General features: G+C 51.7%; 26 protein-coding genes, 3 tRNA genes and 1 CRISPR repeat array (1 of these 30 running past the window's edge). Of the genes, 18 read left to right on the forward strand and 11 right to left on the reverse strand.

Annotated elements, in window-relative coordinates; all coding sequences use genetic code 11:
• The first annotated feature begins 1 nt into the window (after nt 1).
• From dnaA to gyrB, 5 genes are all read left to right on the forward strand, one after another.
• Nucleotides 2-1,828, forward strand: coding sequence for a chromosomal replication initiator protein DnaA (dnaA, locus tag CULFRC11_RS10935; RefSeq protein ID WP_023634770.1), 1,827 nt, complete (start codon nt 2-4; stop codon nt 1,826-1,828).
• A gap of 587 nt (nt 1,829-2,415) precedes the next feature.
• A complete protein-coding gene (dnaN, locus tag CULFRC11_RS00010) occupies nt 2,416-3,603 on the forward strand; it encodes a DNA polymerase III subunit beta (protein ID WP_038620236.1) in 1,188 nt (395 codons plus the stop codon).
• Between the two features lie 65 nt (nt 3,604-3,668).
• The gene (recF, locus tag CULFRC11_RS00015) at nt 3,669-4,904 is read left to right on the forward strand and encodes a DNA replication/repair protein RecF (RefSeq protein ID WP_023634771.1); all 1,236 of its coding nucleotides are present in this window, start codon (nt 3,669-3,671) and stop codon (nt 4,902-4,904) included.
• Nucleotides 4,885-5,457: a DciA family protein gene (locus tag CULFRC11_RS00020; protein WP_023634772.1), complete on the forward strand. Its 573-nt coding sequence runs from the start codon at nt 4,885-4,887 to the stop codon at nt 5,455-5,457. Before recF ends, CULFRC11_RS00020 begins: the two co-directional genes overlap by 20 nt.
• Nucleotides 5,458-5,596: 139 nt before the next feature.
• A complete protein-coding gene (gene gyrB, locus CULFRC11_RS00025) occupies nt 5,597-7,642 on the forward strand; it encodes a DNA topoisomerase (ATP-hydrolyzing) subunit B (RefSeq protein WP_023634773.1) in 2,046 nt (681 codons plus the stop codon).
• 83 nt (nt 7,643-7,725) lie between these two features.
• Here the strand turns inward: gyrB and CULFRC11_RS00030 are convergent, their stop codons facing one another.
• From CULFRC11_RS00030 to CULFRC11_RS00035, 3 genes are all read right to left on the reverse strand, one after another.
• Nucleotides 7,726-8,160: a DUF6918 family protein gene (locus CULFRC11_RS00030; RefSeq protein ID WP_023634774.1), complete on the reverse strand. Its 435-nt coding sequence runs from the start codon at nt 8,158-8,160 to the stop codon at nt 7,726-7,728.
• A 344-nt stretch (nt 8,161-8,504) separates the two neighbouring features.
• Entirely contained in the window at nt 8,505-8,768 is a 264-nt protein-coding gene (locus CULFRC11_RS10940) for a hypothetical protein (RefSeq protein ID WP_023634775.1), read from the reverse strand.
• Entirely contained in the window at nt 8,768-8,977 is a 210-nt protein-coding gene (locus CULFRC11_RS00035; RefSeq protein ID WP_023634776.1) for a hypothetical protein, read from the reverse strand. Before CULFRC11_RS00035 ends, CULFRC11_RS10940 begins: the two co-directional genes overlap by 1 nt.
• A 167-nt stretch (nt 8,978-9,144) precedes the next feature.
• Between CULFRC11_RS00035 and gyrA the strand changes: the two genes are divergently transcribed.
• The 10 genes from gyrA to CULFRC11_RS00085 all read left to right on the forward strand — a co-directional run bounded on the left by gyrA (nt 9,145) and on the right by CULFRC11_RS00085 (nt 17,602).
• The gene (gene gyrA / locus CULFRC11_RS00040; RefSeq protein ID WP_023634777.1) at nt 9,145-11,709 is read left to right on the forward strand and encodes a DNA gyrase subunit A; all 2,565 of its coding nucleotides are present in this window, start codon (nt 9,145-9,147) and stop codon (nt 11,707-11,709) included.
• Nucleotides 11,709-12,053 (forward strand): DUF3566 domain-containing protein, encoded by a 345-nt coding sequence (locus tag CULFRC11_RS00045; protein ID WP_014525073.1) that lies wholly within the window; start codon nt 11,709-11,711, stop codon nt 12,051-12,053. The genes gyrA and CULFRC11_RS00045 overlap by 1 nt, the downstream gene beginning before the upstream one ends.
• 169 nt (nt 12,054-12,222) lie before the next feature.
• A tRNA-Ile gene (locus CULFRC11_RS00050) sits at nt 12,223-12,299 on the forward strand.
• Between the two features lie 8 nt (nt 12,300-12,307).
• A tRNA-Ala gene (locus CULFRC11_RS00055) sits at nt 12,308-12,380 on the forward strand.
• A gap of 101 nt (nt 12,381-12,481) precedes the next feature.
• Nucleotides 12,482-13,261 carry a YwiC-like family protein gene (locus CULFRC11_RS00060; RefSeq protein ID WP_023634778.1) on the forward strand — a complete coding sequence of 260 codons (780 nt, stop codon included), beginning with the start codon at nt 12,482-12,484 and terminating at the stop codon, nt 13,259-13,261.
• Between the two features lie 325 nt (nt 13,262-13,586).
• Nucleotides 13,587-14,114: a YPDG domain-containing protein gene (locus CULFRC11_RS00065; protein ID WP_031269807.1), complete on the forward strand. Its 528-nt coding sequence runs from the start codon at nt 13,587-13,589 to the stop codon at nt 14,112-14,114.
• Nucleotides 14,115-14,332: 218 nt separating this feature from the next.
• A tRNA-Ala gene (locus CULFRC11_RS00070) sits at nt 14,333-14,405 on the forward strand.
• Nucleotides 14,406-14,747: 342 nt separating this feature from the next.
• Nucleotides 14,748-15,749 (forward strand): substrate-binding domain-containing protein, encoded by a 1,002-nt coding sequence (locus CULFRC11_RS00075; protein ID WP_023634780.1) that lies wholly within the window; start codon nt 14,748-14,750, stop codon nt 15,747-15,749.
• A gap of 44 nt (nt 15,750-15,793) precedes the next feature.
• Complete coding sequence (locus CULFRC11_RS00080; protein WP_080669053.1) at nt 15,794-16,828, forward strand: ABC transporter permease; 1,035 nt, start codon at nt 15,794-15,796, stop codon at nt 16,826-16,828.
• Nucleotides 16,829-17,602: an ATP-binding cassette domain-containing protein gene (locus tag CULFRC11_RS00085; RefSeq protein ID WP_023634782.1), complete on the forward strand. Its 774-nt coding sequence runs from the start codon at nt 16,829-16,831 to the stop codon at nt 17,600-17,602. It begins immediately after the preceding gene.
• Between the two features lie 83 nt (nt 17,603-17,685).
• Here CULFRC11_RS00085 and CULFRC11_RS00090 read toward each other — a convergent pair whose 3' ends face one another.
• Nucleotides 17,686-18,390 (reverse strand): hypothetical protein, encoded by a 705-nt coding sequence (locus tag CULFRC11_RS00090; protein WP_023634783.1) that lies wholly within the window; start codon nt 18,388-18,390, stop codon nt 17,686-17,688.
• A gap of 76 nt (nt 18,391-18,466) precedes the next feature.
• Between CULFRC11_RS00090 and CULFRC11_RS00095 the strand changes: the two genes are divergently transcribed.
• The 3 genes from CULFRC11_RS00095 to CULFRC11_RS00105 all read left to right on the forward strand — a co-directional run bounded on the left by CULFRC11_RS00095 (nt 18,467) and on the right by CULFRC11_RS00105 (nt 22,806).
• Nucleotides 18,467-19,003, forward strand: a complete 537-nt coding sequence (locus tag CULFRC11_RS00095; RefSeq protein ID WP_023634784.1) for a peptidylprolyl isomerase — start codon at nt 18,467-18,469, stop codon at nt 19,001-19,003.
• A gap of 83 nt (nt 19,004-19,086) precedes the next feature.
• The gene (locus CULFRC11_RS00100; RefSeq protein WP_023634785.1) at nt 19,087-19,827 is read left to right on the forward strand and encodes a rhomboid family intramembrane serine protease; all 741 of its coding nucleotides are present in this window, start codon (nt 19,087-19,089) and stop codon (nt 19,825-19,827) included.
• Between the two features lie 1,062 nt (nt 19,828-20,889).
• On the forward strand, nt 20,890-22,806 hold the full coding sequence (locus tag CULFRC11_RS00105) for a DUF5979 domain-containing protein (RefSeq protein WP_230478229.1): 1,917 nt from the start codon (nt 20,890-20,892) through the stop codon (nt 22,804-22,806).
• A gap of 78 nt (nt 22,807-22,884) precedes the next feature.
• On the opposite strand, the gene CULFRC11_RS00110 is transcribed toward CULFRC11_RS00105, so the two are convergent.
• From CULFRC11_RS00110 to CULFRC11_RS00130, 7 genes are all read right to left on the reverse strand, one after another.
• Nucleotides 22,885-23,271, reverse strand: a complete 387-nt coding sequence (locus CULFRC11_RS00110; protein ID WP_023634787.1) for a hypothetical protein — start codon at nt 23,269-23,271, stop codon at nt 22,885-22,887.
• Nucleotides 23,272-23,417: 146 nt separating this feature from the next.
• A complete protein-coding gene (locus CULFRC11_RS00115) occupies nt 23,418-23,729 on the reverse strand; it encodes a hypothetical protein (RefSeq protein ID WP_023634788.1) in 312 nt (103 codons plus the stop codon).
• Between the two features lie 94 nt (nt 23,730-23,823).
• A complete protein-coding gene (locus tag CULFRC11_RS00120; RefSeq protein WP_235424593.1) occupies nt 23,824-24,342 on the reverse strand; it encodes a hypothetical protein in 519 nt (172 codons plus the stop codon).
• Nucleotides 24,343-24,570: 228 nt separating this feature from the next.
• Nucleotides 24,571-24,810, reverse strand: a complete 240-nt coding sequence (locus CULFRC11_RS11340; protein ID WP_235424594.1) for a hypothetical protein — start codon at nt 24,808-24,810, stop codon at nt 24,571-24,573.
• A gap of 102 nt (nt 24,811-24,912) precedes the next feature.
• Nucleotides 24,913-25,269, reverse strand: a complete 357-nt coding sequence (locus tag CULFRC11_RS11345; RefSeq protein WP_230478231.1) for a zeta toxin family protein — start codon at nt 25,267-25,269, stop codon at nt 24,913-24,915.
• On the reverse strand, nt 25,251-25,472 hold the full coding sequence (locus CULFRC11_RS11255; RefSeq protein WP_147285028.1) for a hypothetical protein: 222 nt from the start codon (nt 25,470-25,472) through the stop codon (nt 25,251-25,253). Before CULFRC11_RS11255 ends, CULFRC11_RS11345 begins: the two co-directional genes overlap by 19 nt.
• A gap of 63 nt (nt 25,473-25,535) precedes the next feature.
• Nucleotides 25,536-25,757, reverse strand: coding sequence for an antitoxin VbhA family protein (locus CULFRC11_RS00130; RefSeq protein ID WP_230587519.1), 222 nt, complete (start codon nt 25,755-25,757; stop codon nt 25,536-25,538).
• Between the two features lie 812 nt (nt 25,758-26,569).
• Nucleotides 26,570-26,849: a CRISPR direct-repeat array (repeat unit 29 nt; unit sequence GGAACTACCTCCGCATACGCGGAGAAAAG) (it continues 116 nt past the right edge of the window).

Raw genomic sequence — 26,849 nt, forward strand, 5'->3', positions numbered from 1 at the left:
TGTGTCGGAGACTCCATCGACATGGAACGAACGGTGGCAGGAAGTTACTAATGAGCTGCTGTCACAGTCTCAGGACCCAGAAAGTGGTATTTCCATTACTCGCCAGCAAAGTGCATACCTGCGATTGGTAAAGCCAGTCGCGTTTGTAGAGGGTATTGCAGTTTTAAGCGTCCCTCACGCCCGAGCGAAAAAAGAGATTGAAACTACGCTGGGCCCTGTTATCACTGAGGTATTGTCTCGTAGATTAGGAAGACAATATAGCCTTGCAGTGAGTGTTCATGCTTCAGAAGAAGAACCAGAAGACTCCTCGATTAGCTCTGATACCGCACCTGCATACCAGGAGCGACCTGCTGTTTCTGGGCATTACAGTGCAGGTTCCGCTAATGCGGCATTCCAGAATCAGCAAAGCGCGGCATACCGACAGTCACAGGACGCACAGCATCCTGTGACTTTTGGTTCTTCTTCATACGGAAATGAAAAATATCCAGAAACCGCCCCGAAACAGGGATTTTCCACTCCTCGCTATGGATTTAACGAACAAAATTTTAATGAGGTTCAACACGCCTCATCGGGGAGTTCTCATACTGCCCCCCAAAGTGGGTCTGCATTACTGCATGATCCACTCCAAACGCGTAGCTCTGAAGCACCCCTAAACCAGGATTATCCGGGAAATACTGGAGGATGGCGTACTGACCATATCCAGGAATCTACTCAGGCAGAGCAGATTCCTTCGGGCACACCACGTACTCGTGAGCAACCATCGTTTAACCCGGATCGTGCTTTAGCCCTTAATCCTCACTACACATTTGATTCTTATGTGGTCAGTGATTCCAACAAATTGCCGTGCTCAGCAGCGATCGCTGTGGCGGAAAAGCCTGCTCGCGCCTACAATCCGCTCTTTATTTGGGGAGACTCAGGCTTAGGCAAAACCCACCTCATGCATGCGGTGGGTAACTATGCTCAATACTTAAATCCGCGTCTTCGTATTAAGTATGTTTCTAGTGAGGAATTCACTAATGAATACATCAATTCGGTGAGGGATGACCGTCAGGAAGCGTTTAAGCGTAAATATCGTGAACTAGATATTTTGATGGTTGATGATATTCAGTTCCTCCAGGGCAAAGAGGGTACTCAGGAAGAGTTCTTCCATACATTTAATGCTTTGTACCAAGCTAATAAGCAGATTGTTTTGTCCTCAGATAGGCCACCAAAACAGCTGACTACCTTGGAAGATCGACTACGCACTCGATTCCAGGCGGGGCTTATTGCAGACATTTATCCGCCAGATTTAGAGACTCGTATCGCGATTTTGATGAAGAAAGCGGCGTCGGAACGCATCGTTGCAGATCGTGAAGCTATCGAGTTGATTGCGAGCCGTTTTAATACGTCGATCCGCGAGCTAGAGGGCGCTTTCATCCGTGTTTCTGCGTATGCCTCACTGATGTCTCCGGATAAGGGCAAGCACCGTATTGATCTGCGGATAGCCGAAAAAGCCCTTGAAGATATGATGCCGGAACAGGCCAATCAAGAAATTACGGCGACAACCATTCTCGCAGCTACTGCTGAGTATTTTGAGATGGATGTCAACGCCCTCAAAGGCAGTGGCAAGACACGTGCGGTGGCGCATGCACGTCAGCTGGCAATGTATCTTTGCCGCGAGCTAACAGATTTGTCACTTCCAAAAATCGGCGAACAATTTGGAGGTAAAGACCACACCACTGTGATGTATGCGGATCGAAAAATCCGTAAAGAGATCACCGAGAAAAAAGAAACGTACGACGAAATCCAACTGCTCACTCAGCAGATCAAGAGTTCATCTCGCGGATAAGACCGTCACCGGCTCTTAATTAAAGGCTGTCTCCCCGAATCACTGGGGAGACAGCCTTTATTTTATGAGTTCATCCAGGTCACAAAGGTTTTAAAAGTAGTCCACAGAGTTATACACAGCTGTGTAATTACAAGCATGTAATTTAGTGATACTCAACACATTTTTGAGGTTTTCGACGCCAGCAAAGGCCTGTGGATAACACCAGCTTTTATGTGTAAGAATTACCTCTGAACTGGGGATAAAATGTGAACAACCCACCACTCCAAAAAGTTATCCACAGCCCCCGCACGTTATCCACTGAAATTCCACAACCGCATTCACACCCGAAAAATCCGCCACAACCGTGGGGTTCACCCCTCATTTCACAGAATGCACAGGACTTACTGTTACTACCAACGATTTACTCTTAATGAAACTAAGTAGAAAGAGGGGCTGGGGAATAACAACTTTTGTGGCTCGGCCTGCGGTCTCATCGGATTCTTGAAATTACAAAAATCTGGGGCTGCGGAGTTTTGCAGTCGCGTCAACCCGGGTACGGTTAGGTCTTGTAATTCCAAGATTCACTCAAGCGAGGAGCCCTCATACGCATGGACGCACAAGCTGTCTCATTCCGGGTCGAGAAGGAAGACCTTTCAGGTGCAGTGAGCTGGGTTGCGCGTAACCTGCCAACAAAGCCCACTCAACCCGTACTGCGAGCCGTGGTCATCACAGCTGATGATGAAGGTCTGGAGTTTGCAGGGTTTGACTATGAGATATCTACAAAAGTGCGTATTTCCGCCGATGTAAGCCAACCAGGACGGATCGCTGTTGCTGGAAAGCTACTTTCAGACATCATCGGCACTTTGCCCGCAAAGCCAGTGGAAATTTTTGTAGAAGGTAGTCAGGCACTCGTTGTCTGTGGTTCCTCTCGCTTTGAGCTTCCACTCATCCCCTTGGACGAATATCCGATTTTGCCTAAGCTGCCTGCAGCAACAGGTGCCATCGACCCTAAACTTTTCGCAGACGCAGTGCTCCAAGTCGCAGCGGCGGCCGGCAAAGATGACACGCTGCCTATGCTCACCGGTATCCACATGGAAATCGACGGGGAAGACGTCACGCTGACTGCCACGGACAGGTTCCGTTTGGCTTTGCGACGTTTCCAATGGACACCCGCTGTCGCCGATGCCAAAGCAGATCTTTTGATCCCCGCGAAGAATCTCTCGGATAATGCACGTAGCCTTGATCTCAACTCAACCGACCCAGTTGAAATCGCTGTAGGCGCTGGTGAGAGCATTGGATCCGAAGGACTTTTTGGTATCCACATCGACAACCGACAGACCACAACGCGCATGCTCGATGCGGATTTCCCCAACGTGAATCCGCTTCTGCCTAAGGTTCATAAGTCGATGGCGAGCGTCGAGATCTCTGCATTAGCAGATGCCATCCGTCGCGTGGCCTTGGTCGCTGAAAGAAATGCCCAGATCAGGCTCCAATTTTCCAAGAACGAAGTGATTTTGTCTGCCGGTGGTTCGGATGCCGGGCATGCAGAAGAATCAGTTCCTTGCGCATACACCGGGGAAGATGATTTCCTGATCGCCTTTAACTCGGGTTACTTGCGTGATGGCCTAGGCGTAATCAAGACAAACCGTGTGGTCTTTGGTTTTACCGAGCCGTCTCGTCCTGCGATCATGATTCCTGAGCCGGAAGAGCTTCCGGAGGCTGATGCCTATGGCACGTTCCCCACACCCGACACTGACTTCACATACCTTTTGATGCCAGTTCGACTTCCAGGCTAAAAGCGAAAACTGCTGGTGAGAAACCCCTTTTTCTCACCAAAAGAAAGCAACCAGAGGTAACTACCGTGTACATTCGTGAGCTATCGCTCCGAGATTTTCGTTCGTGGGCAGACTGCCACGTGAATCTTGAACCGGGTGTCACGGTTTTTGTCGGACGCAATGGTTTTGGAAAAACCAACATCGTTGAGGCCATCGGCTACATTGCGCATTTAGGGTCTCATCGAGTCTCCCAAGATTCTCCGCTTGTCCGCCAGGGGAAGGAGTCTGCTCGGGTATCTGTTACCGCCGTTAACCAGGGGCGTGAGCTTACGGCTCATATGCTGATTAAACATAAAGGTGCCAACCAAGCTCAGATCAATCGGACCCGGCTGAAGTCTGCCAGAGAGCTTTTAGGAGTGGTTCGGACTGTCTTGTTTTCTCCAGAAGACCTGAGTTTAGTCCGCGGAGAACCAGGAGAACGCCGGCGCTATCTAGACCATATCGTCGCTACGAGAAAGCCTAGGCTAGCAGGGGTAAAAGCTGATTATGACAAGGTTTTAAAACAACGAAATTCGCTGTTGAAAACAGCTAGTGCATCGCTGCGTCGGGGTTATGGATCAGACGATGGGACTCTGAGCACTCTGGATGTCTGGGATACCCAACTTGCTCGACTTGGTAGCGAGCTTATTCATACTCGACTGAGCCTCGTCGCCGAGCTCGCTCCGCTCGTCCATTCCGCGTATGCCCGCATCGCTCCGGAATCGCGGCCCGCTCGAATTAGCTACGAATCTACCGTTCCCGTGCCAGCCGCTGTCGTTGATACCGAGGCGGCGTCGATAAGCATCCCCGATGTGGAAGTTCTGGAAGCCGCCATGCTTTCTCAGCTGGGGGTTCAGCGGAAAAAGGAGATTGATCGGGGACTATCCTTGGTGGGGCCACATCGCGACGACCTCGCCGTTTTGTTGGGGGACTATCCGGCTAAAGGATATGCGAGCCATGGGGAAACCTGGTCGATGGCATTAGCCCTGCGATTAGCGGAATTCCGTCTGCTCAGTGCGGACGGGTCGGAACCCATTTTGATCCTTGACGATGTGTTCGCGGAACTCGATTCCAAACGCAGACAAAAACTCGTGGGGATCACCGCAGAGGCAGAGCAAGTACTCATCACAGCGGCGGTAGGAGACGATCTACCAGATAACCTGGCAGAATCGGTGGTGCACCGGCACATGGTGACCATGACTGATACCCCAGAGGGCCGTATTTCTGAGTTGGACAAGGACAACGACACGGAAGGACCAAGCGATGAGCACTCAGCCTGCTGATGCAGGATCAGAGGATCCCGTAGCAGAGGCATTTGCTGCTATTCGCGCTGAAGCGCAGCGACGTACTGGGCGGATTCCAGATCTGTCTGCCCAGAACCCGCGTCCGGGATTCAAGCTTAACGACGCCCCCGCCACCCCTCGCAGACCAAAAACCCCGGGAAAACCGACTGGTCCGGACGGCCGCAGACTACGGCGTTCTTATGACGTCGAGCCTGTCGGTTCTGTGCTGAGCAAAGAAATCCAACGCCGAGGATGGCGTCACGGGATTGCTGGTGGTTGGGTGCATTCGCATTGGGATGAATTAGTAGGAGAAAAAATCGCTGCCCATACCAAAGTGGAAATGCTTAAAGAGAAATCTCTCTTTATATCGTGTAATTCCACTGCATGGGCCACAAATCTACGCATGATGCAGCGCACGATTTTGCAGGCTATTGCGGAAAAAGTAGGCCCTGATGTGGTAGCAGAGCTCAAGATTTTTGGTCCTAAGACGCCCAGCTGGCGCCATGGCCCCTTGCACATAAAAGGTCGCGGTCCGCGCGATACATACGGATAGGGTAGGGAGGACTACCTCAAAATCGTCTAATTCACCCCTATTTTGCCGTTATAAGCGTGTGAATACATTCCTTGTAGGGAGGTAGGCAGTGTAAGATGGAACGGTCTAAGCGTATTTAATAACAAGGAGTGCTCGTTCCGTGGCAACCGCTGAACATGAATATGGCGCCTCATCCATTACGATCCTCGAGGGTCTAGAGGCTGTACGTAAGCGCCCCGGTATGTACATCGGATCGACCGGTGAACGCGGCCTACACCATTTGGTGTGGGAGGTCGTGGATAACTCCGTCGATGAGGCGATGGCTGGTCACGCCACGCATGTCGACGTCACACTGCTGGAAGACGGCGGCGTTGAGGTCGTGGATAACGGCCGTGGCATCCCCGTCGATATGCACGCGTCCGGTGCTCCGACGGTGCAGGTCGTTATGACGCAGCTCCACGCGGGCGGCAAGTTCGACTCTGATTCCTATGCCGTCTCTGGTGGTCTTCACGGCGTGGGCATCTCTGTGGTCAACGCGCTGTCCACTCGCGTTGAAGCCGATATTAAACTTCATGGCAAGCACTGGTATCAGAACTTCTCTCACGCGGTTCCGGACGAGTTGGTCCAGGGTGGAAATGCGCGGGGAACCGGAACTACCATCCGGTTCTGGCCGGATGCTGAGATTTTTGAAACCACCACGTTTAAATTCGACATCATTGCACGCCGCTTGCAGGAAATGGCGTTCCTGAACAAGGGACTCACCCTTTCTCTGACCGATAAGCGCGTGAGCGATGAGGAACTTGAGCTGGAAGCAATCGCCGATGAGGGCGATACCGCAGAGAACGTTTCGCTGGAAAAAATAGATTCCGATGCTGATGGCAACATCGAGGCCCCTGCTGCACCGAAGAAACGCGAGAAGAAAAAGGTCTTTTATTACCCCGAGGGGCTCAAAGACTATGTTGCGCATCTGAATAAGTCTAAGCAGGTCATTCACCCGACCATCGTCGCCTTTGAAGCCAAAGGGGAGGACCACGAGGTTGAGGTGGCTATGCAGTGGAACAATGGTTATGCGCAAAGCGTGCATACTTTTGCTAACACCATCAACACCATTGAGGGCGGTACCCATGAAGAGGGCTTCCGCGCTGCACTCACAACGTTGATGAACCGCTATGCCCGTGAACACCGGTTGCTCAAAGAAAAAGAATCTAACCTTACCGGTGACGATTGCCGTGAGGGACTTTCTGCAGTTATTTCCGTCCGCGTGGGCGATCCTCAATTCGAGGGACAGACTAAGACAAAGCTCGGTAACACTGAGGTCAAGGGCTTTGTCCAGCGCATGGTTAATGAACATGTGGCGGATTGGCTAGATGCGAACCCCGCAGAAGCAAAGACCATCATTAATAAAGCTGTGTCGTCTGCCCATGCTCGTATGGCAGCACGCAAGGCCCGTGACCTGGTGCGTCGCAAGTCTGCAACAGATCTTGGTGGCCTTCCAGGCAAGCTAGCAGATTGCCGTTCTAAAGATCCCGTGAAGTCTGAACTTTATGTGGTGGAGGGCGATTCCGCAGGCGGTTCGGCTAAAGCAGGCCGAGACTCCCTTTACCAGGCAATTCTTCCTCTGCGCGGAAAAATCCTGAATGTGGAAAAGGCTCGACTGGATAAGGTGCTCAAGAACGCCGAGGTTCAAGCGATCATCACTGCTTTGGGCACCGGCATTCACGACGAGTTCGATATCAATAAACTGCGCTACCACAAGATTGTTCTTATGGCCGACGCTGACGTGGACGGCTCCCACATCGCTACGCTGCTGCTTACTCTCTTGTTCCGCTTCATGCCTCAGCTCATCGAGGAAGGCCACGTGTATCTGGCCCAACCACCTCTGTACAAGCTTAAGTGGGGTAAGGGTGACCCAGGCTTTGCGTATTCGGATGCCGAGCGCGACTCACTCTTGGAAGAGGGCTTAGCTCAGGGACGTAAGATCAACAAGGATGACGGAATCCAGCGTTACAAGGGTCTGGGCGAGATGAATGCCAGTGAGCTGTGGGAAACCACGCTTGATCCAGAGTTCCGTGTATTGCGTCGTGTGGACATCAATGACGCACAGCGTGCTGATGAAATTTTCTCTATCTTGATGGGTGATGACGTTGCTGCGCGTCGTAGCTTTATCACGCGTAGGGCAAAGGACGTTCGTTTCCTTGATATCTAGGCTCTTAACCTAAGGCTCAGGCCGCCACCGAGAAACTTTTCGGTGGCGGCCTGAGCCTTTATACAAGGCGTATCTGCCGGCTACTACATGTGGTTTTGCATGATGCGGCCGAGGTCTTCGACGTTAGGCTCGATGAAGCCTGCAGCCTTGCCACGAAGCGAGCTGTAGGCCTTTTTGAGAGCCGGAACATCAATTTTTTCTGCGTTACGGTCTGCCATAACGAGCAATTCGCTGGAGACTTCTTCCTTGCGTTCTGCTAGGAAGACGCCGAAATCAGCGTTTCCTGATTCTTCAAACTGAGTCCAATAAGGATCGAGAACCTCGATGACCTCAGGGAGGAGTCGGTTAGCAGCTTTGGTGACGATGTCGCCGTTGACCGTTTTTGCGGCTCCGATGGCGCCTTTCAAAGCCATACCAGAGATACCTTTTTGCTCAGCAACGGTTGTTTCGATGAAAGCGGAGAGTTCTGCCCCCACGGTGGCGTGCTTGGTTTCGAGGAGGGACTTCAGACTCGACATATATGTATTTGACCTTTCGCAATGATGGCATAGCCGGAAACATTTAGGTTATCGCTTGATTATATATAAAGCGACCTCCATTGTTGGCTACACCAGGTGTTGATGTGTCCAACGACAGAGGTCGCTTGTGTTGTCATTCTTCCGCCACAGGAAAAGCATGTTTTTGAACGCCTAAATCGTTCACTGCTCTTTACTGTAATCACAACAGTCACAAATGTTACATGATTCGGCTCTCCCGCGGCAATAAGAATGACACAACAATGGTGTAGGCCTTGGTGTCGAAAACTGTATTTCTGTACCGATTTGAACTAGGTACAGAGCGGAATATCGTGTGAACCCGAGGGTTAGGAGTTCAGGTCTTTTAGTACTTGGGAAAGAAAAATACCGAAGGAATCGTTCAGTCTGGTGAGTGGAGATACTCGAGGAACAAACGATCGGAGATATTCCGACTGCTGTGCGGGCGAAGAAAAAGGTGACGTACCTTCAAAAGAAGCTGTTGTCACTGCCGCTATTGCTGCTAGTGCGGCAAAGTCGCTGATTGTGGTGTTACAGGCGCTGCAGAAGTCGTCGGCAAGCATAAGTACCTGCTCTGAGGAAAAGCCTCGCATTATCGGTTTCCGCGTATTCGGCGCTCGGTAGCGGTGAAAGTGGGGAGGTGCGTGTGGGCTAGCTCGCGCACCTCGGAATCCGCGACTGTGCGAACTGCCGTGTTTACGATTGCGCGCACGGCCGCCTCGTGTTTGCTGGATCCCTGAATTTCTGCAAGAAGTGTGAGCGCTCGATCCTGTTCAGGGGTTAGTCGTAGAGTCATTGCCATGAGTAAATGGTATCAATCTGGTAGCAAAAATATGGTGAGATGTGCCGTAATTGCGCCTCAGTGGGGTGCTGAGCGGTTTTAGCGGATAGAATCGAAGAGTTAAGTTCTCAGCGACATATTCGGACTGCTTGTGTAAGCCGTTCGGACAACCCTAGAAAAGGTGACATATGAGCGACGATCTCTTAGGCGGCGAGGGATTCGACCGGATTCATCCGATTGACCTCAACGAGGAGATGGAGACCAGCTACATCGATTACGCGATGTCGGTCATCGTCGGACGTGCTTTGCCGGAGGTCCGTGACGGACTTAAGCCGGTGCACCGCCGTATCCTTTACGCGATGTATGACTCGGGTTACCGCCCAGAGCGTGGGTACGTAAAATCTGCCCGCCCGGTCTCAGACACCATGGGTCAATTCCACCCGCACGGCGATTCTGCTATTTATGACACGCTGGTTCGCCTTGCCCAGGACTGGAACATGCGTTATCCGCTTGTCGACGGCCAAGGTAACTTTGGCTCCCGCGGCAACGACGGCCCCGCCGCCATGCGTTACACGGAGTGTCGTCTTACTCCATTGGCCATGGAAATGGTCCGGGATATTCGCGAAAATACCGTCGATTTCTCCCCGAACTACGACGGCAAGACCCAAGAGCCAGATGTTCTTCCGTCTCGCGTTCCTAACCTTTTGATGAACGGCTCAAACGGCATCGCCGTGGGTATGGCAACCAACATCCCTCCTCACAACCTCAACGAGCTTGCCGACGCCATCTTCTGGCTCCTGGAAAACCCGGATGCAGACGAGGCTGCTGCCCTTGAGGCGTGCATGTCCTATGTGAAGGGCCCGGATTTCCCCACGGCAGGTCAAATCGTTGGTTCCCAAGGCATCAACGACGCCTACACAACTGGCCGCGGTTCTATCCGCATGCGGGGTGTGACCTCCATTGAGGAAGAAGGAAGCCGACAGATCATTGTGATCACGGAACTTCCGTACCAGGTGAACCCGGATAACATGATTTCTAACATCGCGGAGCAGGTACGTGATGGAAAACTGGCGGGTATCTCCAAGATTGAGGATGAGTCCTCCGATCGTGTGGGTATGCGCATCGTGGTCACGCTGAAACGCGATGCTGTGCCGCGCGTTGTGCTCAACAACCTGTACAAGCATTCCCAACTGCAGACTAACTTTGGTGCGAACATGCTCTCCATCGTCGATGGGGTACCGCGCACCTTGCGCCTGGATCAGATGCTGCGCTACTACGTTACGCATCAGATCGAAGTCATCGTTCGTCGCACGCAGCACCGCCTTGAGGAAGCCGAGAAGCGTGCTCATATTCTGCGTGGTTTGGTTAAAGCCCTGGATATGCTCGATGAGGTTATCGCTTTGATCCGCCGCTCTGCCACGGTGGACGTCGCTCGCAGCGGCTTGATTGATCTGCTCACCATCGACGAGATTCAAGCCGACGCTATTTTGGCTATGCAATTGCGTCGTCTGGCGGCCCTTGAACGTCAGAAGATCATTGATGAGCTGGCAGAAATCGAAATCGAAATTGCCGATTACAAGGACATTCTTGCTAAGCCGGAGCGTCAGCGCGCCATTGTTCGCGATGAGCTTAAAGAGATCGTGACCAAGTACGGCGATGAGCGTCGTACGCAAATCATTGCAGCCACCGGAGACGTCACAGAGGAAGACCTTATTGCGCGGGAAAACGTGGTCGTGACCATCACTTCTACCGGTTACGCTAAGCGCACCAAGGTTGATGCTTATAAGTCTCAGCGACGCGGCGGCAAGGGCGTGCGTGGTGCGGAACTCAAGCAAGACGACGTGGTCCGCCACTTCTTTGTCTGCTCCACCCACGACTGGATCTTGTTCTTTACTAACTTTGGTCGGGTCTACCGACTCAAAGCCTACGAGCTGCCAGAGGCATCCCGTACGGCCCGCGGCCAGCATGTGGCTAACCTGCTGGAGTTCCAGCCGGAGGAGCGTATCGCTCAGGTCATCCAGCTGCAGTCCTATGAAGATGCGCCATATCTGGTGCTCGCCACTGCCCAGGGACGCGTGAAGAAGTCGCGTCTGTCCGACTACGAGTCCAACCGCTCCGGCGGACTGATCGCCATCAACCTGGCGGAAGACGACAAACTCATTGGCGCTGCTCTATGCTCTAACGACGACGAGCTGCTTTTGGTGTCGGAGGAAGGCCAGTCGATTAGATTCAGTGCTGACGACGATCAGTTGCGTCCTATGGGACGTGCGACAGCCGGCGTGAAGGGCATGCGATTCCGTGGCGACGATCAGCTGCTCGCTATGACCGTAGTACGTTCGGACGCGTGCCTCCTCGTTGCAACGTCGGGTGGCTATGGAAAGCGCACCTCGCTGGAGGAATACTCCCAGCAGGGTCGTGGCGGTCTTGGCGTGGTTACCTTCAAGTACACGCCAAAGCGCGGCAAGCTCATTGCAGCCGTGGTTGTTGATGAAGACGATCAGATCTTTGCCATCACATCCGCGGGCGGGGTTATCCGCACCGAAGTCAACCAGATTCGCCCAAGCTCGCGAGCAACCATGGGTGTACGCTTGGTCAATCTGGAAGACGGCGTGGAATTGCTTGCTATCGACCGCAACGTTGAGGGCGAAGGCGAAGAAACCGCTGAAGCAGTTGCTACGGGAGCCATCGATGGTCCCGCCGATCGCGGCCGCCAGACCGAAGTGACCATTGAGCCCGAAGGAGAAGACCAGTAATGGCAACACGTCATGTTGTTATAACTCGAATTTCACCTGTATCGGCGTTTAAAACCGCCTTGTCCCTGTCTCTCATCGGTCTGGCCGCATGGGTCATTTGTGTGGCTCTTTTGTACCTTGGCATGCAGGTCGTAGGAGTCTGGGATAACGTCAACGAGGTTATCGGTGGCGTCGGTGGCAGCCAAATAGTTACGTTTGGTCTAGTTCTTAGCGTAGCGGCGTTGATGGGTGCTATTACCTCCATCATCGTTACCATCCTGGCGCCTCTCGGCGCGATCATCTACAACTCGATCGTGGACCTTTTCGGTGGTCTTGCCATCACATACCGTGAAGAAAACGATTAGCTAGTCGCTGTGACGTGAACGAGGCCTCTTGTTGGGATCCTGGAGAACGCAGGATTTTGGCAAGAGGCTGTTTTATAAAATCGGAGCGTGTGAAAGCCCTAAAAATAGGTTATAAGCAGGCGATTTGCTAACTTTCATGGTTTCTAGGTAAAGTTCTATCTCGTTCCCAGGGCCTATAGCTCAGTCGGTTAGAGCGCATCGCTGATAACGATGAGGTCGCAAGTTCGATTCTTGCTAGGCCCACCAGGAACAATGGGGCATTAGCTCAATTGGTAGAGCACCTGCTTTGCAAGCAGGAGGTCAGGAGTTCGATTCTCCTATGCTCCACAAACAAAGGATCCAAGCTTAAGGCTTGGGTCCTTTTTTGTTGCAATGATCCTAGACACAACCTGTTAATGCATCTTTGTGTTGTTATTAGGATGGGCTAAATGACTAGCGTTTCGTCCCCTCGGAAGCCTCGTCGCTCACCGGGATGGGTTCCTAATCAGCACGGGGCATGGTTTATGGTGACCGTCCCGGCCCTTATTGGGGTAGCCTTTGCCCCTGCGTGGATTGATATTCCGCTTCTGATGCTGTGGTGGTGCGGATACTTTGCGTTTTTTGCGGGAAGTGTATGGATGCGGGGGAGATACCGAAAGCGCCACCTACCGCCACTTGCTGTTTATGGCGCCATTACTGCGCTTGCGGGTTTCGTGGTCTTGTTCTGCAATTGGCGGCTAGTGGTGTGGATTCCCGCTTTTCTTCCCCTTGTAGGGATCGCCGTATATGAAACGTGGCGGCGCAGGCCGCGTTCACTTCTTTCTGGGCTATCCACCGTATGTGCGGCCTGCCTCATCTTGCCTGTTATCGCCTGGGCTGGTGGCGGCCTCACCGCTCGTGTGTGGGCTGTGTGTGGGGTTTTGCTGTTGTATTTTTCTGGCAGTATCCCGTACGTAAAAACTCTTATCCGGGAACGCGGCTCCCGCCCCTGGCTTATTGGCTCTGTGACTTTCCACCTGGCCTTCCTGATCGCTGCATGTGTGGCCGGTGGGTACCACCTGGTTCACGGTGCGGTGGCAGTGATAGCTGGAATTCTTCTGCTTCGCGCATGGATCATGCCCATCACTGGAGCACGTCGGGAACGCCCGTGGACACCGAAGCAGGTAGGGCTTCTCGATGCGCTCCTAGGGGCGTTGGTCGTTCTGGCCGCAGTACTTCCGCCTCGTTGATACGAAAAGGCCTGACGTCTCAAAAAGCTATTTTCGCTGTTAAAGGGTAATTTTTTCATATCTATACCGCTGTGTGCTGGGAGTTTTCTTGGCATGTGTGAACACTCCGGATTTAGTGTGTGGCATAGAACTCACTTTTTGAAAACAGGTGGTGATAAGGGTGATTTTTTGCCGAATCGTGCCCGAAATGAGATCGCCTATTGATAGAAAAATGATTATCCGTAAGGTGGGGCTCGTCCCAAACACGGGACGACAGGATTGAGCACTCGATCATGCCAACAACAGGCATCATCCTGAACCTTCAATGTGGATTAAGGAGAATTGTTTGTCTTCTAACAAGAACGTTGCTCTCCGCAACCTAGCAGTAGCTGCTGGTGCCACCGCCCTGGGTCTTGGTGCGGTATTTGGAACTGCTGGAGCAGCCATGGCTGCCGATGAGCCAGCAGCACCACCGGCAGTTAACGCAGAAAAGCCGGCCCCCACCATCGAGCAGGACATTCCTGTTGATGTGGAGGAACCAGACGTTCTGGATCTTGACGACGCTCCCGAGGTGGAAACACCAGACGCTGATGATCTAGACGACGTGCTGAAGTACGAGCCGACGACCGTGGCTGCAGGCCACACCGCCTACGCGGACATCAAGGGAGATGTTGATGATGACACCATCTTTGGTTACTCGCAGGAAGGCATTCCAGAAGGCTGGTTTGTCTCCGTGGATGAGGAAACAGGCAAGGTTAGTGTCAGCGCTAGCCCTGATGCGAAACCCGGTGACACATACACAGTAAAAGTCAAGATCATCGATCTTGACGGGAAGGTAACGTGGGCAGAAGCGCCCTTCACCGTGGGTGAGTAACGATGCGTACGCGACGATGCTAACCGCATGACTGAACTTATGTAGTAAAAGCAGTGAGGTTTTCCTCGTGAGAGCCTCACTGCTCTTTTTCTGTTGGCAAGTGTTGCGTTTATAGCCAAGCTAGCAGAGAGGGCCTTAAGTCAAAAATAATCTTGTTTACGCTGTATAAGGCCGTATTAGACGTAGTGGGGATCTAATTGCTACACTGATACCGCACCGGGGCATTAGCTCAATTGGTAGAGCACCTGCTTTGCAAGCAGGAGGTCAGGAGTTCGATTCTCCTATGCTCCACGGTATGAAGAAGGCCACCTCTAATTTTTAGAGGTGGCCTTCTTGCATGAATGGGGTGTTTTGGTGTGAGGTGGGCGTCGATACGCTTAAACGTAGAGACTAAGGATCGTTGTTTCTGTCTGACTGCTCGCAGTACCGTGCGCGCTTAAGAGGAACGATTACCTCACAAAGGCTGCAGATTTTGAGGCGAGGTCGCACATCTCACATGAACGGACATAGGGGCATGCCCCCGTTTGAGGGGTGATGCTTGTGCAGCTCAACGCCTCTGAATCGATAAACTAGCTGGTCAGTACAGTAGTGCTGGGCTTGACCCCCGGTCACATAGTGCGACACTATGCATAGGTGAAAAATCTCCGGTTCCCCCTACGTGCGGCGGTCGTTACGCTCGCCGCGTCCGTCGTGCTCAGCGCTTGCTCTGCAACAGGCGGTGCCCCGCGTTCCTCGAATGCTGCGGGCGGGCAAGCAGGCGGAGTAGACACGCCTCGTTATGTCGTCGCAATGGTGACGCACGGCGCCCCTGGCGATACTTTCTGGGATTTGGTGCGTAAGGGCGCAGAAGACGCAGCTAAAAAGAACAACATGGAGCTGCGCTACTCCTCGGATCCCGAGGCACCGAATCAATCTAATCTGATTCAAAACGCCATCGACTCCAAGGTCGACGGAATCGCGGTGACTATGCCCAACGCAGAGGCAATTGGACCAGCCGCAAAGAAAGCGGTGACCGCCAAGATCCCGACGGTGGCGCTCAACGCCGGAATGGACGCATACCAAAAATATGACATCTCTGCGTTCTTTGGGCAGGAAGAAAAAGTAGCCGGGACCTTAGCCGGTAAGCGTCTTGCCCAAGACGGTGCCAAACACGCGCTCTGCGTTATTCACGAGCAAGGTAATTCCTCGCAGGAGGCTCGCTGCGCGGGCCTTAAGGAGGGGCTTGCCAGTGCTGACATGGAAGTGCTTTATGTCAACGGTAAAGATATGACGAGCGTTCAATCCACTGTTCAAGCAAAGCTCGCACAGGACAAGAGCATTGACTGGGTGATGGGGCTTGTGGCCCCTGTGGCTCTCACCAGCGTTGATGCCGTAAAAAACTCTGGAAGCTCAGCCAAAATCTCAACCTTTGATACCAACGCGCAGCTCGTGACCGCCATCAAGGAAGGTACCGTGCAGTGGGCTGTGGATCAGCAGCCATATCTCCAGGGCTACATGGCCATTGATGCATTGTGGCTTGCACAGCGCAACGGATCCACCGTCGGAGGGAATCGACCGGTCTACACAGGACCGAGCTTTGTCGACGCCACCAACGTAGACAAGATCGCAGATTCCGCAAAGGCAGGCCTACGTTGATCACTCCTCCTACCTCAGAATCCGCAACAGCAGGTACCGCAGACATTGGAACTGCCACACAAGGCGATGATCGGTTGCGTCGGCGAACAGGTTTGTCCGCATTAATCCGGCGCCCAGAGTTTGCCAGCCTGCTAGGTGCGGTCGCCATATTCGTTCTGTTTTTGAGCGTGGCACCGTCGTTTCGCTCCATTGATGCGCTGACTACGGTCCTTTATGCGAGTTCTACTTTAGGAATCGTCGCGGTGGCCGTGGGGCTGCTCATGATCGGCAATGAATTTGATTTGTCCTCGGGCGTGGCCGTGACTACAGCGGCGTTAGCTGCGACGATGCTGAATTACAACTTGCATCTCAATAGCTGGGTCGGCGCATTTATGTCTTTGTTCATTGCATTAGCAATCGGTGCACTGAACGGGTATCTGGTGACTAAGACCGGAATTGACAGCTTCCTGATCACACTAGCGGCGTTTCTCATGCTGCAAGGACTTAACCTAGCCATCACTAAACTGGTGACCAGCCAAGTAGCGACCCCCAGCATCGCCGACATGGAAGGTTTCCCTTCGGCTCAAAAGGTCTTTGCAGGGACCGTACACATCGGTAGTGTCTCCGTGCGCGCAACCGTTTTTTGGTGGATATTCTTTGTAGCAGCGGGCTCATGGTTGCTATTTAAGACGCGATTTGGCAACTGGATTTTTGCAGTCGGTGGGGATGCCGATGCCGCCCGCGCTTCTGGTGTGCCCGTGGCACGCGTCAAAATCATCTTGTTCATGTTCGTTGGTTTTTCCGCCTGGTTTGTGGGCATGCACAACCTCTTCACCTTCGATTCCATTCAAGCCGGTCAAGGCGTAGGCAACGAGTTCTTGTACATCATCGCTGCGGTGATTGGCGGCTGCGCAATGACCGGCGGGCGCGGAACGATCATAGGCACCGCTATCGGTGCTCTTATCTTTGGAATGACAAACCAGGGAATCGTCTATGCCGGATGGAACCCCGATTGGTTTAAGTTCTTCCTCGGCGCCATGTTGCTTTTTGCCGTGCTCACCAACACTTCCTTTGCCACGCTCACCAAGGGGAGGAAATAAATGGATACGTCCACAACTCCGATCATTGAACTACGTGACATCACAAAAAGCTATGGCGCATTCGACGCCCTACGTGGCGTGAACCTAAGCGTCGCGCCGGGTGAGGTGACGTGTGTTCTAGGCGATAACGGCGCAGGAAAATCTACGCTCATCAAGATACTGTCGGGCTTGCATAAACAGACCTCAGGAGAGCTGCTTATCGACGACCAACCAGTAACCTTTAACAGCCCCCGCGAGGCGTTAGACCACGGGATTGCCACCGTTCACCAAAACCTAGCGGTGGTTGGTCAAATGTCGGTGTGGCGGAATTTTTTCCTAGGGCAAGAGCTCACAGGCTTTTTGGGACGGCTCCGTGAAGAGGAAATGCGCTCGATTGCTCAAGAACAGTTGAAGACCATGGGGATCGATCTGCCTGACATAGACGTGGACGTTGAGTCCTTGTCGGGTGGACAGCGCCAAGTGGTAGCCATTGCCCGTGCTGTGTATTTCGGTGCTCGCGTCATCATTCTTGATGAGCCCACTGCGGCTCTCGGAGTGAAGCAGTCTGGCATGGTGCTGCGCTTTGTGGCAGCCGCACGAGACAAGGGGATTGGCGTGGTTCTTATTACTCACAATCCTCACCATGCATACCTGGTGGGCGACCGCTTTACCATCCTCAACCTGGGCAATCAGATACTGAATGCGTCGAGGGATCAGGTAACTCTGGAGCAATTAACGCAGCAGATGGCTGGTGGTGGGGAACTAGAGGCGTTAAGCCACGAGCTATCCCGTTAGGGAGAAGATTGCGGGGTAAGGGAAGGGCGTCGATAAGCAAAAAATACCGCCTCATCCGGGTCTAGCGGAGAGGCGGTGTTGTTTTACTTGTCTTCCTGAGAATCCGTATGCTGCTTGAGCTGATCTTCTAGGGATCCGAGGAGTTCCTCGTCGCGTTCTGTGGCTCCTTCCTCTGGAGAAGCCACGTGCTCGTCCTCGCCATCAACAGGCGTGTGAGTGGAGTACACAAGGCGGGATTCTTCCGTATTCACAGAGTCTGCGCCGAAATCCTCTACGCGTGGTGGCTCAGTAGAGACGACGTCACGCTTGCTTAAGAAGTAATAGACGACGGCACCCACGGCAGCAAGAAGCGTGGTGAAGAGCGAGAAATTGAACAGGCGCTTACCAAAGCTGGGCTGCTTCTTGGGGGTTGCACTCTTCTTAGCGGATTGCGCAGCTTTCCGCGCAGCCTTCTGAGCCTTTTTAGACTGCTTGCTCAAAGACTTAGATGCTTTGGACGCTTTCTTATTGACTGTTTTCACCGTGTCGTCTTTGGCGGCTGCTGCGTCGGCGATCGCGGAATCAAGGCGCTTGCGGGCCTGAGCGGTGAGGCTGCTGACGCGCTCTTGTGACTGATCGTAGAGATCTGTGACGTTGGACTTTACTTCTTTGCGGACGTCATCATAAGAATCGGCAGCATTGAGTAGCGCATCATATGCCTCACGAGTCTTACGATCGCGGTAGTTTGCGTACTTGTCGTATGCCGCCTTGGTTACCAAAACGGCGCCGCGAATAGTGCTGCTATTCATAGGATGCTCCCATCAGAAACTGACAAAATGAGTTCGTTGTTACTTCCAGCGTAGCGAGGTTGACGCATTCGCGCTTATGATGGTGCGTATGACTTTGAAAACCGCTACCGCGATTTTGCACACCAACCGTGGTGATGTTGCAATCGAGCTCTTTGGCAACCATGCTCCAAAGACCGTCGAAAACTTTGTCACCTTGGCAGATGGCTCTGCAGACTACAAGACTGAGAACGCCTCCGGAAACGTTGAAGGACCGTTCTATGATGGTGCCGTTTTCCACCGCGTCATCGATGGCTTCATGATCCAAGGTGGTGACCCCACGGGCACCGGTCGTGGCGGCCCAGGCTACATGTTTGCAGATGAGTTCCACCCGGAGCTTCAGTTCGACCGCCCGTTCCTGCTCGCTATGGCCAATGCAGGTCCAGGCACCAACGGTTCCCAGTTCTTTATCACTGTGGTGCCCACCCCGCACCTCAACAACCACCACACCATTTTCGGTGAGGTCACTGACCCTGCATCGCAGAAGGTTGTTATGGACATTGCTCAGACTGCCACCGACCGCATGGATCGCCCTGTCGAGCCAGTTGTGATCGAGTCTGTAGAGATCACGGAGTAAAACGCTCCACATAGCCCCAAGTACCGCGGCCACCGTGCTTCGGATACTTGGGGTTTTCTTCTACTTTCAACGAAAATGGGGGAATGTCCGCCCAACGAACATTCCGTGCAGCGTATAACCAGGCTCCCGCCACAGTGATACTTAGCTTATCGACGCTCATCATTTTCCTCATCACCGCTGTCCAATCGCGGTCGATAACCGATAACCTCTACGACTCTTGGCTCGGCGATCACTGGATTCTCTACACTCCACAGATGCATGATCCACTAGGAATGTTGCGCGCAATCGGTTCAATGTTCCTGCATATTGGCCCTGCCCACCTTGCTATCAACCTCTTTTTACTTTTCTTTTTAGGCCGTGAGGTTGAGCAATTTACGGGGTCTGCTTTCTTTAGCGCCGCGTATTTTATTAGCGGGTTAGGCGCATCGCTAACAATCATGATTCTGGATCCTCTTTCGCCGACTGCGGGAGCTTCCGGTGCTATCTACGGGTTGATGGCGATCATGGTTGCTATAGCAATAACGCGCAAAACCGATATTCGTGCACCTCTCATTCTCGTTGCCGTGAACGTGGGATACTCATTGATCACCGACAACGTTTCCCTCTGGGGACACATCGGAGGCCTTATCGCTGGAGCTATAGTCGCACTTCCTCTCATGGCTGCACACCGCAGCCACCCTGTTGCCGGAGGATTTTTAGCTTATGCAACGCCGAGAACTCGTCGACATTCTCCACGGGGACAACTAATCACATGGCTTATAGTGGCCGCGATTGCTATGTGCGAGGTCATAGGAATCTGGGTAGCCGGCACTAGATTGTTGTAGTTCACAACTCAGGGGCAGTGTTGTGGAATCGTTGATGCGGTTCCGCAGCACTATTTTTATGCCTTGAGTTTTCTCTTCTGAGGGGCTGTGAGTGCCTGAATATGTTTGATTGCATTTGCATCTGTCTGCTTACGCGTGGACATTGAGACGCACGAGCTTATGTAAATCACAATCATGGGATTTAACCCTGTGCCGATCGAGTTATCCACTGAAATTTCACAGATTTTTGGAATAATTCGTTGTTCTCACAAGGATGTGAATTATCCACAAGAGTTATCCACATTGTGGATAATTACACGAGTGTTGTTCAATAGCAGTTTCTCTAATTTCTGAGTTTTTGCGGGGAACAACCTGGGCTTTTGCGGAAGCTTTCGAACAAAGCCCCAGGTGGGGAAGAAGTGCACAACTTTATCCACAGGGTGTGAAGAAACTCTGGGGATAATCCTCTAGGCGGGTTTTACACATTTTTATACACAGCCTGTGGATAACTTTGTGCACAGTTGTACACATGGGAGTGGAAAGGGGGCTGACACTTCTTTGTGGCTAGCGCTTGATGTGGATATTCGATCCCGCTACGGGAGGATAAAAATACAATCACCGATTGTGTCTGTTTGATTGGCGGGTAACGGTTCTTGTGACTAAAGGGTAAAAAGGCCGCCATGGGCTTATAGCTAAAGACTGGGCGGGTCGTGTTGGTGGGAGCGTAGGGAGTTTGGGGTCCGGAACGGTAGCGTGACGTCACACCTATAGATGGGATTGGTCACTTATTGGGGAGCTTTTTGCGGTGGAAACATGTTGCGAAAAAACCTTATTAGTGCCATAACCTTATATTTTGTGCCTAAAAGCTTTTGGAGGGACACTTACTGCACCTTGAAAGCCTTCTATTTAAAGGTTTTTTAAATGTTTAATTTTGCGTATCTTAAGGAAAGTGGAGCGGTTATCGCTTGATGTGTTGGCATTTATGCAGGTGTAACCCCTGTTAAGAAATTGGGCATCAATCCGGGTTTGCCGATCCTGAGATTTATATAAATTTTATCCAGGAAGTGAAGAACTATGGAAAATATGTCTTTCCCTGCGCGCTCTCAGCGAGCAGGGAAACTTCTATGCGTTGTAGCATGTGCGATCGCACTCGTCTCATCGCTGATGGTGCTTGCCACCGGACAGCCTCTAGCGCGTGCTGAAGCCGTGTGCAGTGGCGGGAATTGGTCCGACCTTGCATGGAAAGACGAGCATTCAAACCCTAGCCTGAGGGATAACACCTATCATGGGCCGGGTTCCCACGCTGAAGTGCAGTTTGAGTGGAAGGCAAAAGCTGACGCTAAGCAGGGAGACAAGATTACTTTTACGCTTCCTCCACAACTACAAGGCGTGGACACCGGATCAATTTTGTTGCAGGACAGCAAGAACGAACTTGTAGCGCGGGGAAGTTGGGACAGCGGGCGTAAATCTTTTGTGATTACGCTTGAACAGTTTGCCAATACTCACTTTAACGTGCAGGGAACAGCCTTTGTCTCGGTGAAATGGAACCGCGACGGGATTAATGGAGACCCTAAGAAATTTGATGGGTCGCTGAGTTTCAATGGGTGCGGTCACGGATCTCTTAACGGAAAATACGAGGAAGGATCGGAAGGTGATTCCCACGAGACCGTCAAGATTGGTGAATATCGGGGATATGATTCCGAGAATAAGGTGCATAAAGTCCAGTGGACAGTAGGACTAAGCGGAAAAACGGGAAACGGGCAGCGAGTCTTAGTCACCGATAATGCTCCCGCTGGATGGCACTTTGCATGCGACGGAAAATACAACGACGGATATGCTCCGGTGTATGTATCAAGCTTTATTAAAGGGGATTCTTCGGGGGAAAGAAGGCATCAGATTTTCAATGCGCAAAACCAGGACACCGGTGGTATACGAGAAGGACTGAGCGGTATTAAAAACCTTGAAAATTTTGTACAAGGGTATAGCTATAGACTCCGTTGTAGCTCTGATCGGGTTGAGGTTGAACTTCCCTACGGAATTTCCCCTGAGTCCAGCCCGCTCATCTCTTTGCTCACTATCTCAACCGAGAAGCCTGCTTTAGGTTCTACCGTCTATAACACTGCAGAAGTAAACGGTAAAAACATTAGCGGTAGCGTTACGTTCCCTAGTGCCGGTGGCCAGGGGAGGGGAAGTAAAGGCGGGTTTACAATTGAAAAAATTGTTTCCGGGGAGCATACCTCGAAGCACTTTTCCTTTGAGTGGTCGTGCACGTCGCAAGGCAAAGAAACAAAGAGCGGCACTATTAAGCTCGCAAACGGGGACGTGCATCATGAGAAACAACTGGATAAAGGCGCATCGTGCGTGATTAAAGAGGAAGACGCTGATGCAGCGTCTGAGAAGAAGCATTCTTTGAAGTGGTCTGTAGACGGTGAGGATAAAGAAGATGAGTCCGTAACTATATCCATCAGGCAGCCTGAAGAACAGGCAGTTCAAGTAGTCGCAACAAATATCTATTATCAGGAAGAACCGGAGATCCCTCCTGCACCTCCCACGACTACCTCGTCCTCTTCGCCGTCGACAACAACGTCAACGGAAACGACCACGAAGACCACAACGACAACCACCACTGCAACGAAGACGACCGAGCCTTCTGCAACGACAACTACGTCGACGCCGCCGTCATCGCCAAGAACTACAGAACCCACGCGGGCACCGCGTAATCCTTTATTGCCGATACCTATTCCCATCCCCATACCGCTTCCGCCTGCGCCGCCGGTGACCACAACGGTGACGCCGCATGCTCCTGCGCCTGTGCCGCCGCCCGCCACACCGTCGATAGCTTCCAATAAGCCTGCGGACGCTGCACCTAAACCGCCCGCGAAGCGCCTTCTAGCTCGTACCGGCGCTTCTGTCGCAGGTCTTGTTATTCCTGCACTGTTCTTGATGATCGGTGGCGTGGGATTGCTCATGATTATTCGCAGAAAACGAAACTCGGAATAATCCACCGAAAATAAAGGAAATCTAGCCCCTTGTACTTCTCTCAAGGGGGGGGCTAGCTTTTCGACGCACACTCGCCGGTTACGTTGTAGCGAGTTTTTGTGCCCTTTGGAAGCTAATCCCCAGCAATGTGCCGATGTCCCTATAAGACAAGCCCTTTTTGGATAGTTCTGCGGCGGCTTGTCGCATGAGCTGGGAGGCTTCTTCTTGGGCTTGTTTTGCCTTTTGATTAGCCTGCACCGCTTGGTTGGCTATATCCGCTATAGATTCGCCTTCACGGAACTCAATGTTCACGATGGCATTTTCCGGATCATCAGTAAGCTCAGGGAAAAGCTCCAATGCATCGCGGACCATATCTGGAATTTGATCCAGGCGACGGGTTTGAGTGAGTAAGCCTGGATCTTCTTTAAGCTGGATTACCCACCAGCCCTCACCTCGTTCCGTGAGCGCTGTAAAAGTGTTGGTCATTTTATTCCTATCTATTTGTTTTCTTGAGACCTAAAAATTTAGGTATAGCGTGGTTTTTTTATTTTATTGTACGCAATGTTTTCTTTATTTTTTGGCTGTTGAAAACTCATTGCCGATGAGTTGGCAGTGGACCGCGTGGTGTTTTCTTAGCTTTTTTCTTTTAGAAAGTGCGACACATCCACGTGAGGTGCCATATCGGCATATTTCAGCAGCATCTTATAGGTCAGATCCTGAACGTAATCGAGTGCTTCCAAGTCTTCATACTCATCATCGGTCAACCACAACTCCAGGAACTCCTGTTTAAGTGAGATGTCCAAGTATCCGTATTCCAGTAGTGCTTCAACATAGCCTGCATCAAGGGCTATATTGTCCTGATTCTCCGGCGAGACGCCTACCCCGTAGAAAACTTTTCCACCCGTTGCTCGTTTGATTCGTTTATAAATACTATCGGAAATCATTCCCCTTTCTGCCGTATTGAATGATCTCTTGGTGATTATTTACCGATCTCTCTTTGAGGGGTAACCTCACTCGGGGTCGGTTTCTATGTCCTGATTAATGCTTTCCCCATTTTTTCTTCTTCTTGCGCGTATCCGGGGCTTTACTACCAGGCCAATCCAAAAGGATAGGCGCGCTCAAAACAATAATAAGGAACAGGAGAATCCCGATTATCAGAACCCTTAGCTCTAAGGCGAGAACCCCGCCTTGTTCCCAACCATTCTCACGCAGTATGTATTCAGAGAGTATGTGAGAGACAAAGAAAATAGCCCCCGATACGATTAACGTCAGCGATGTTATCATCGCCCCTGCAATCGCGACTTCCATCCAGGAGGGCTGCCGTGCCCAGTGTTTGCCGGAGAACTTTCCTTCTATCTCCTTTATCTGCTTCTTGATGCTTTCCTCATCGTCTTTTCCCCACTCTCTTTCGAGAGCTTCGTCTAGGAATTTAAGGTGCTCCAGCCTTTTTCTTTGACGGTAGCTGGAAGAAAAAACTACGTTTTCTTTCGATAGGAAAGAAAAGATCACGTTCTCAGCTGTTAGGAAAGAAAAAATAAGCCTAAAAAACTCCGCCACGCCCCAGACCGTACGCATGGGGATAAGACATGTAAAATCTTTACACCCATCCAACCGGTACTGCTACCTCCGTATAGATGAAGAAACTAGCTGGTATGGCGTCATTGTTTTTTACTGCGTCGTGTAGTGCTGCTTGTGCCCCTGTGGTGACGTTGAGGAAGTTTTTGCCTTTGTAGTGTCCTGTTATAGGGACAACTGGTGAGGTTTGTGCCGCTAGTGGTGTTTGGTTTAGGTGTTCATTGCCAGTATGTGGTCGTACATTTCTTCGGCGTCCTTTTCCGTGATTTTCCCGAACATTTCCGCTGCCTGAATCTTGATCAGTAGATCGTCCGGAAAGGGAACGTCCTCGGTCACTGGGATCGCGGCGTAGTTTATTGTCGGTCCCTTCGGTTCGTTGTCGAGTGCTCGTTTCACGTCGTCCATCGTCGCTTCCCCTGCTGCGAACTGCTGGATGATGTTCTTTCTCATTAGTGGTTGTCCTTTCGATAAGGGCGGCTGGTTGGCGGTTGCCGTTTTCGTCTTGGCGGTTGTTGTCCCAGATTTCTGTTGCTGTGAACACCTTGGATGCGGTTAGTTCTTCGAATACCTGGCGGTTTCGTGTTTTGTCCGATCCTGGTACTTGTGCTCGCATGATTGCGGCTTCCGGGACGTAGCGCCCACCGTAGCCGACACCTCAGTATACTCTTGTGCTCCGCGTATGTAGCGTTCTTGCGCGGATTTAAGCGATACCTCTAGTGGGACGTCGACGTATACGCCAGTGAACTCGTCATAGCCGTGTGCTTTTGCCTTTTTTATGCGTCCAGTGACACTTCCGCTGGTTGTCATGGTGATGTCGAAGATGACGTTTTTGCCGTCAGCAAGCGCCATTTTTGTCACAACATCGGCGATGTCGCCGGATTCTGCGTGTATTAGTCCTGCGGCTTCCATGGGTGACATGCCTTCTGGGGTGTCGACCATGCCCATTTCTGCATCAGTTCTTTCACACCAGAACTACCTCCGGATACGCAGAGAAAAGGCTCTTCAGAAAATGTTGCTTTGCTAAAACCTGTTGAAGGAATATTTTTGCGTGCAGTAAGCGCTGCAGCGCGAACAACTTTTTCTGCTAAGACTTCATCACGGATACCATACAAATTTTCGAGACTTGCATCCCCAGGATAAGGCAGCTCATCCCAGCGACGTTTTCCAAATCACGATTAATCGAGGTCATGATTTATTGATGGGTAAGGTGGGTGGACTCCTGCAGCTTTCAAAAGCGATTCAAAAGATTCTTGTTCGCTAATTTCACCAAGATAATAAGCGGCAAGGATTTTTTCATCTTCTGGAGTTCTTGGTTGCCCTTCGATTTCTGCGCTTGCTAGATCATTGCGAATCTGTCGTAATTGGTCTTCGCTAATGCGTTCAGTGGGATTCATCATGTCCATCAGTGCTCGTTTCTGGTTGTTCAAATCCGTTTTGTTCAGAGTTCTTGGAAGCCGCCAATATAGCAGGAACTCCTTTGGTGCTTAAGGAAAAAGAAGATGTGAGGAAGGACTGAGACTTTCCCAAATCAAGGATCTTTTGCATGGTAGCCCCAGCACGGAACTACCTCCGCGTACGCGGAGAAAAGAATCACTATCAGAGCGAGCAGAGGCCGCTCCGGTCTCCTAAATACATAGGAATTAAGCCTTTTGTGTCATTTCTAATCCTTAGTTAGGCGCGTGTGCCGTCCTTTTCAAGATATTCATCTACGCATAGGCTGGGAAACAAGCAGTCGATAAACGCTCAAAACTAAAAGAATGTTGGATGGCATCTACCGAAATAGCGCTGACCAACATTCAAAACGGAGAAGGTTTACTTCTTTTTCTTGAGTGACAGAACAAAAAGCACGATTATGATCACAAGTAAGGTAGGGATCAGAAAAGCGATACTAAAGCTGCCAATTATAGTCAGAAATTCTACCATCTACCCTCCTAGGCTTAATCGTAATGCAAGCCCAGTTTCCTGGACCCGCACCTTGCACGTGCGCTCGTCCACAGACCCGTGAATTAGGGTCAAAATTCCTATTTACCTGAAAAGTATGGGTGGTACGGTACAGCGCGCAATTATGTCCCGAGGTCATGGCCTTGCTTTGGCCATTCTCCCGATATGTGACCTCAAATTTATCGACACAGGCATTCGTCAACTGCCCTCCCACATTATAAGCCATAGCGATGGAATTAACGTGCGTCCCCTTCCCGTTTACATATAGGGGACTACCTCCGCATACGCGGAGAAAAAGGGAAGCTGAAACCGAATTTGGCGATGTAGTCGGGAACTACCTCCGCATACGCGGAGAAAAGTCAAAATCGGCACCCGGGACCGCGCCATACTCGGAACTACCTCCGCATACGCGGAGAAAAGGTGGTTAGTTGGTGGGAAGTAAGTGGCTGAGGGGAACTACCTCCGCATACGCGGAGAAAAGCGTGGGTCGGTGGGGATACCCCCTTAACGCGCGGAACTACCTCCGCATACGCGGAGAAAAGCGCGGA

The organism is Corynebacterium ulcerans, from assembly GCF_000767685.1.
Taxonomy (GTDB): domain Bacteria; phylum Actinomycetota; class Actinomycetes; order Mycobacteriales; family Mycobacteriaceae; genus Corynebacterium; species Corynebacterium ulcerans.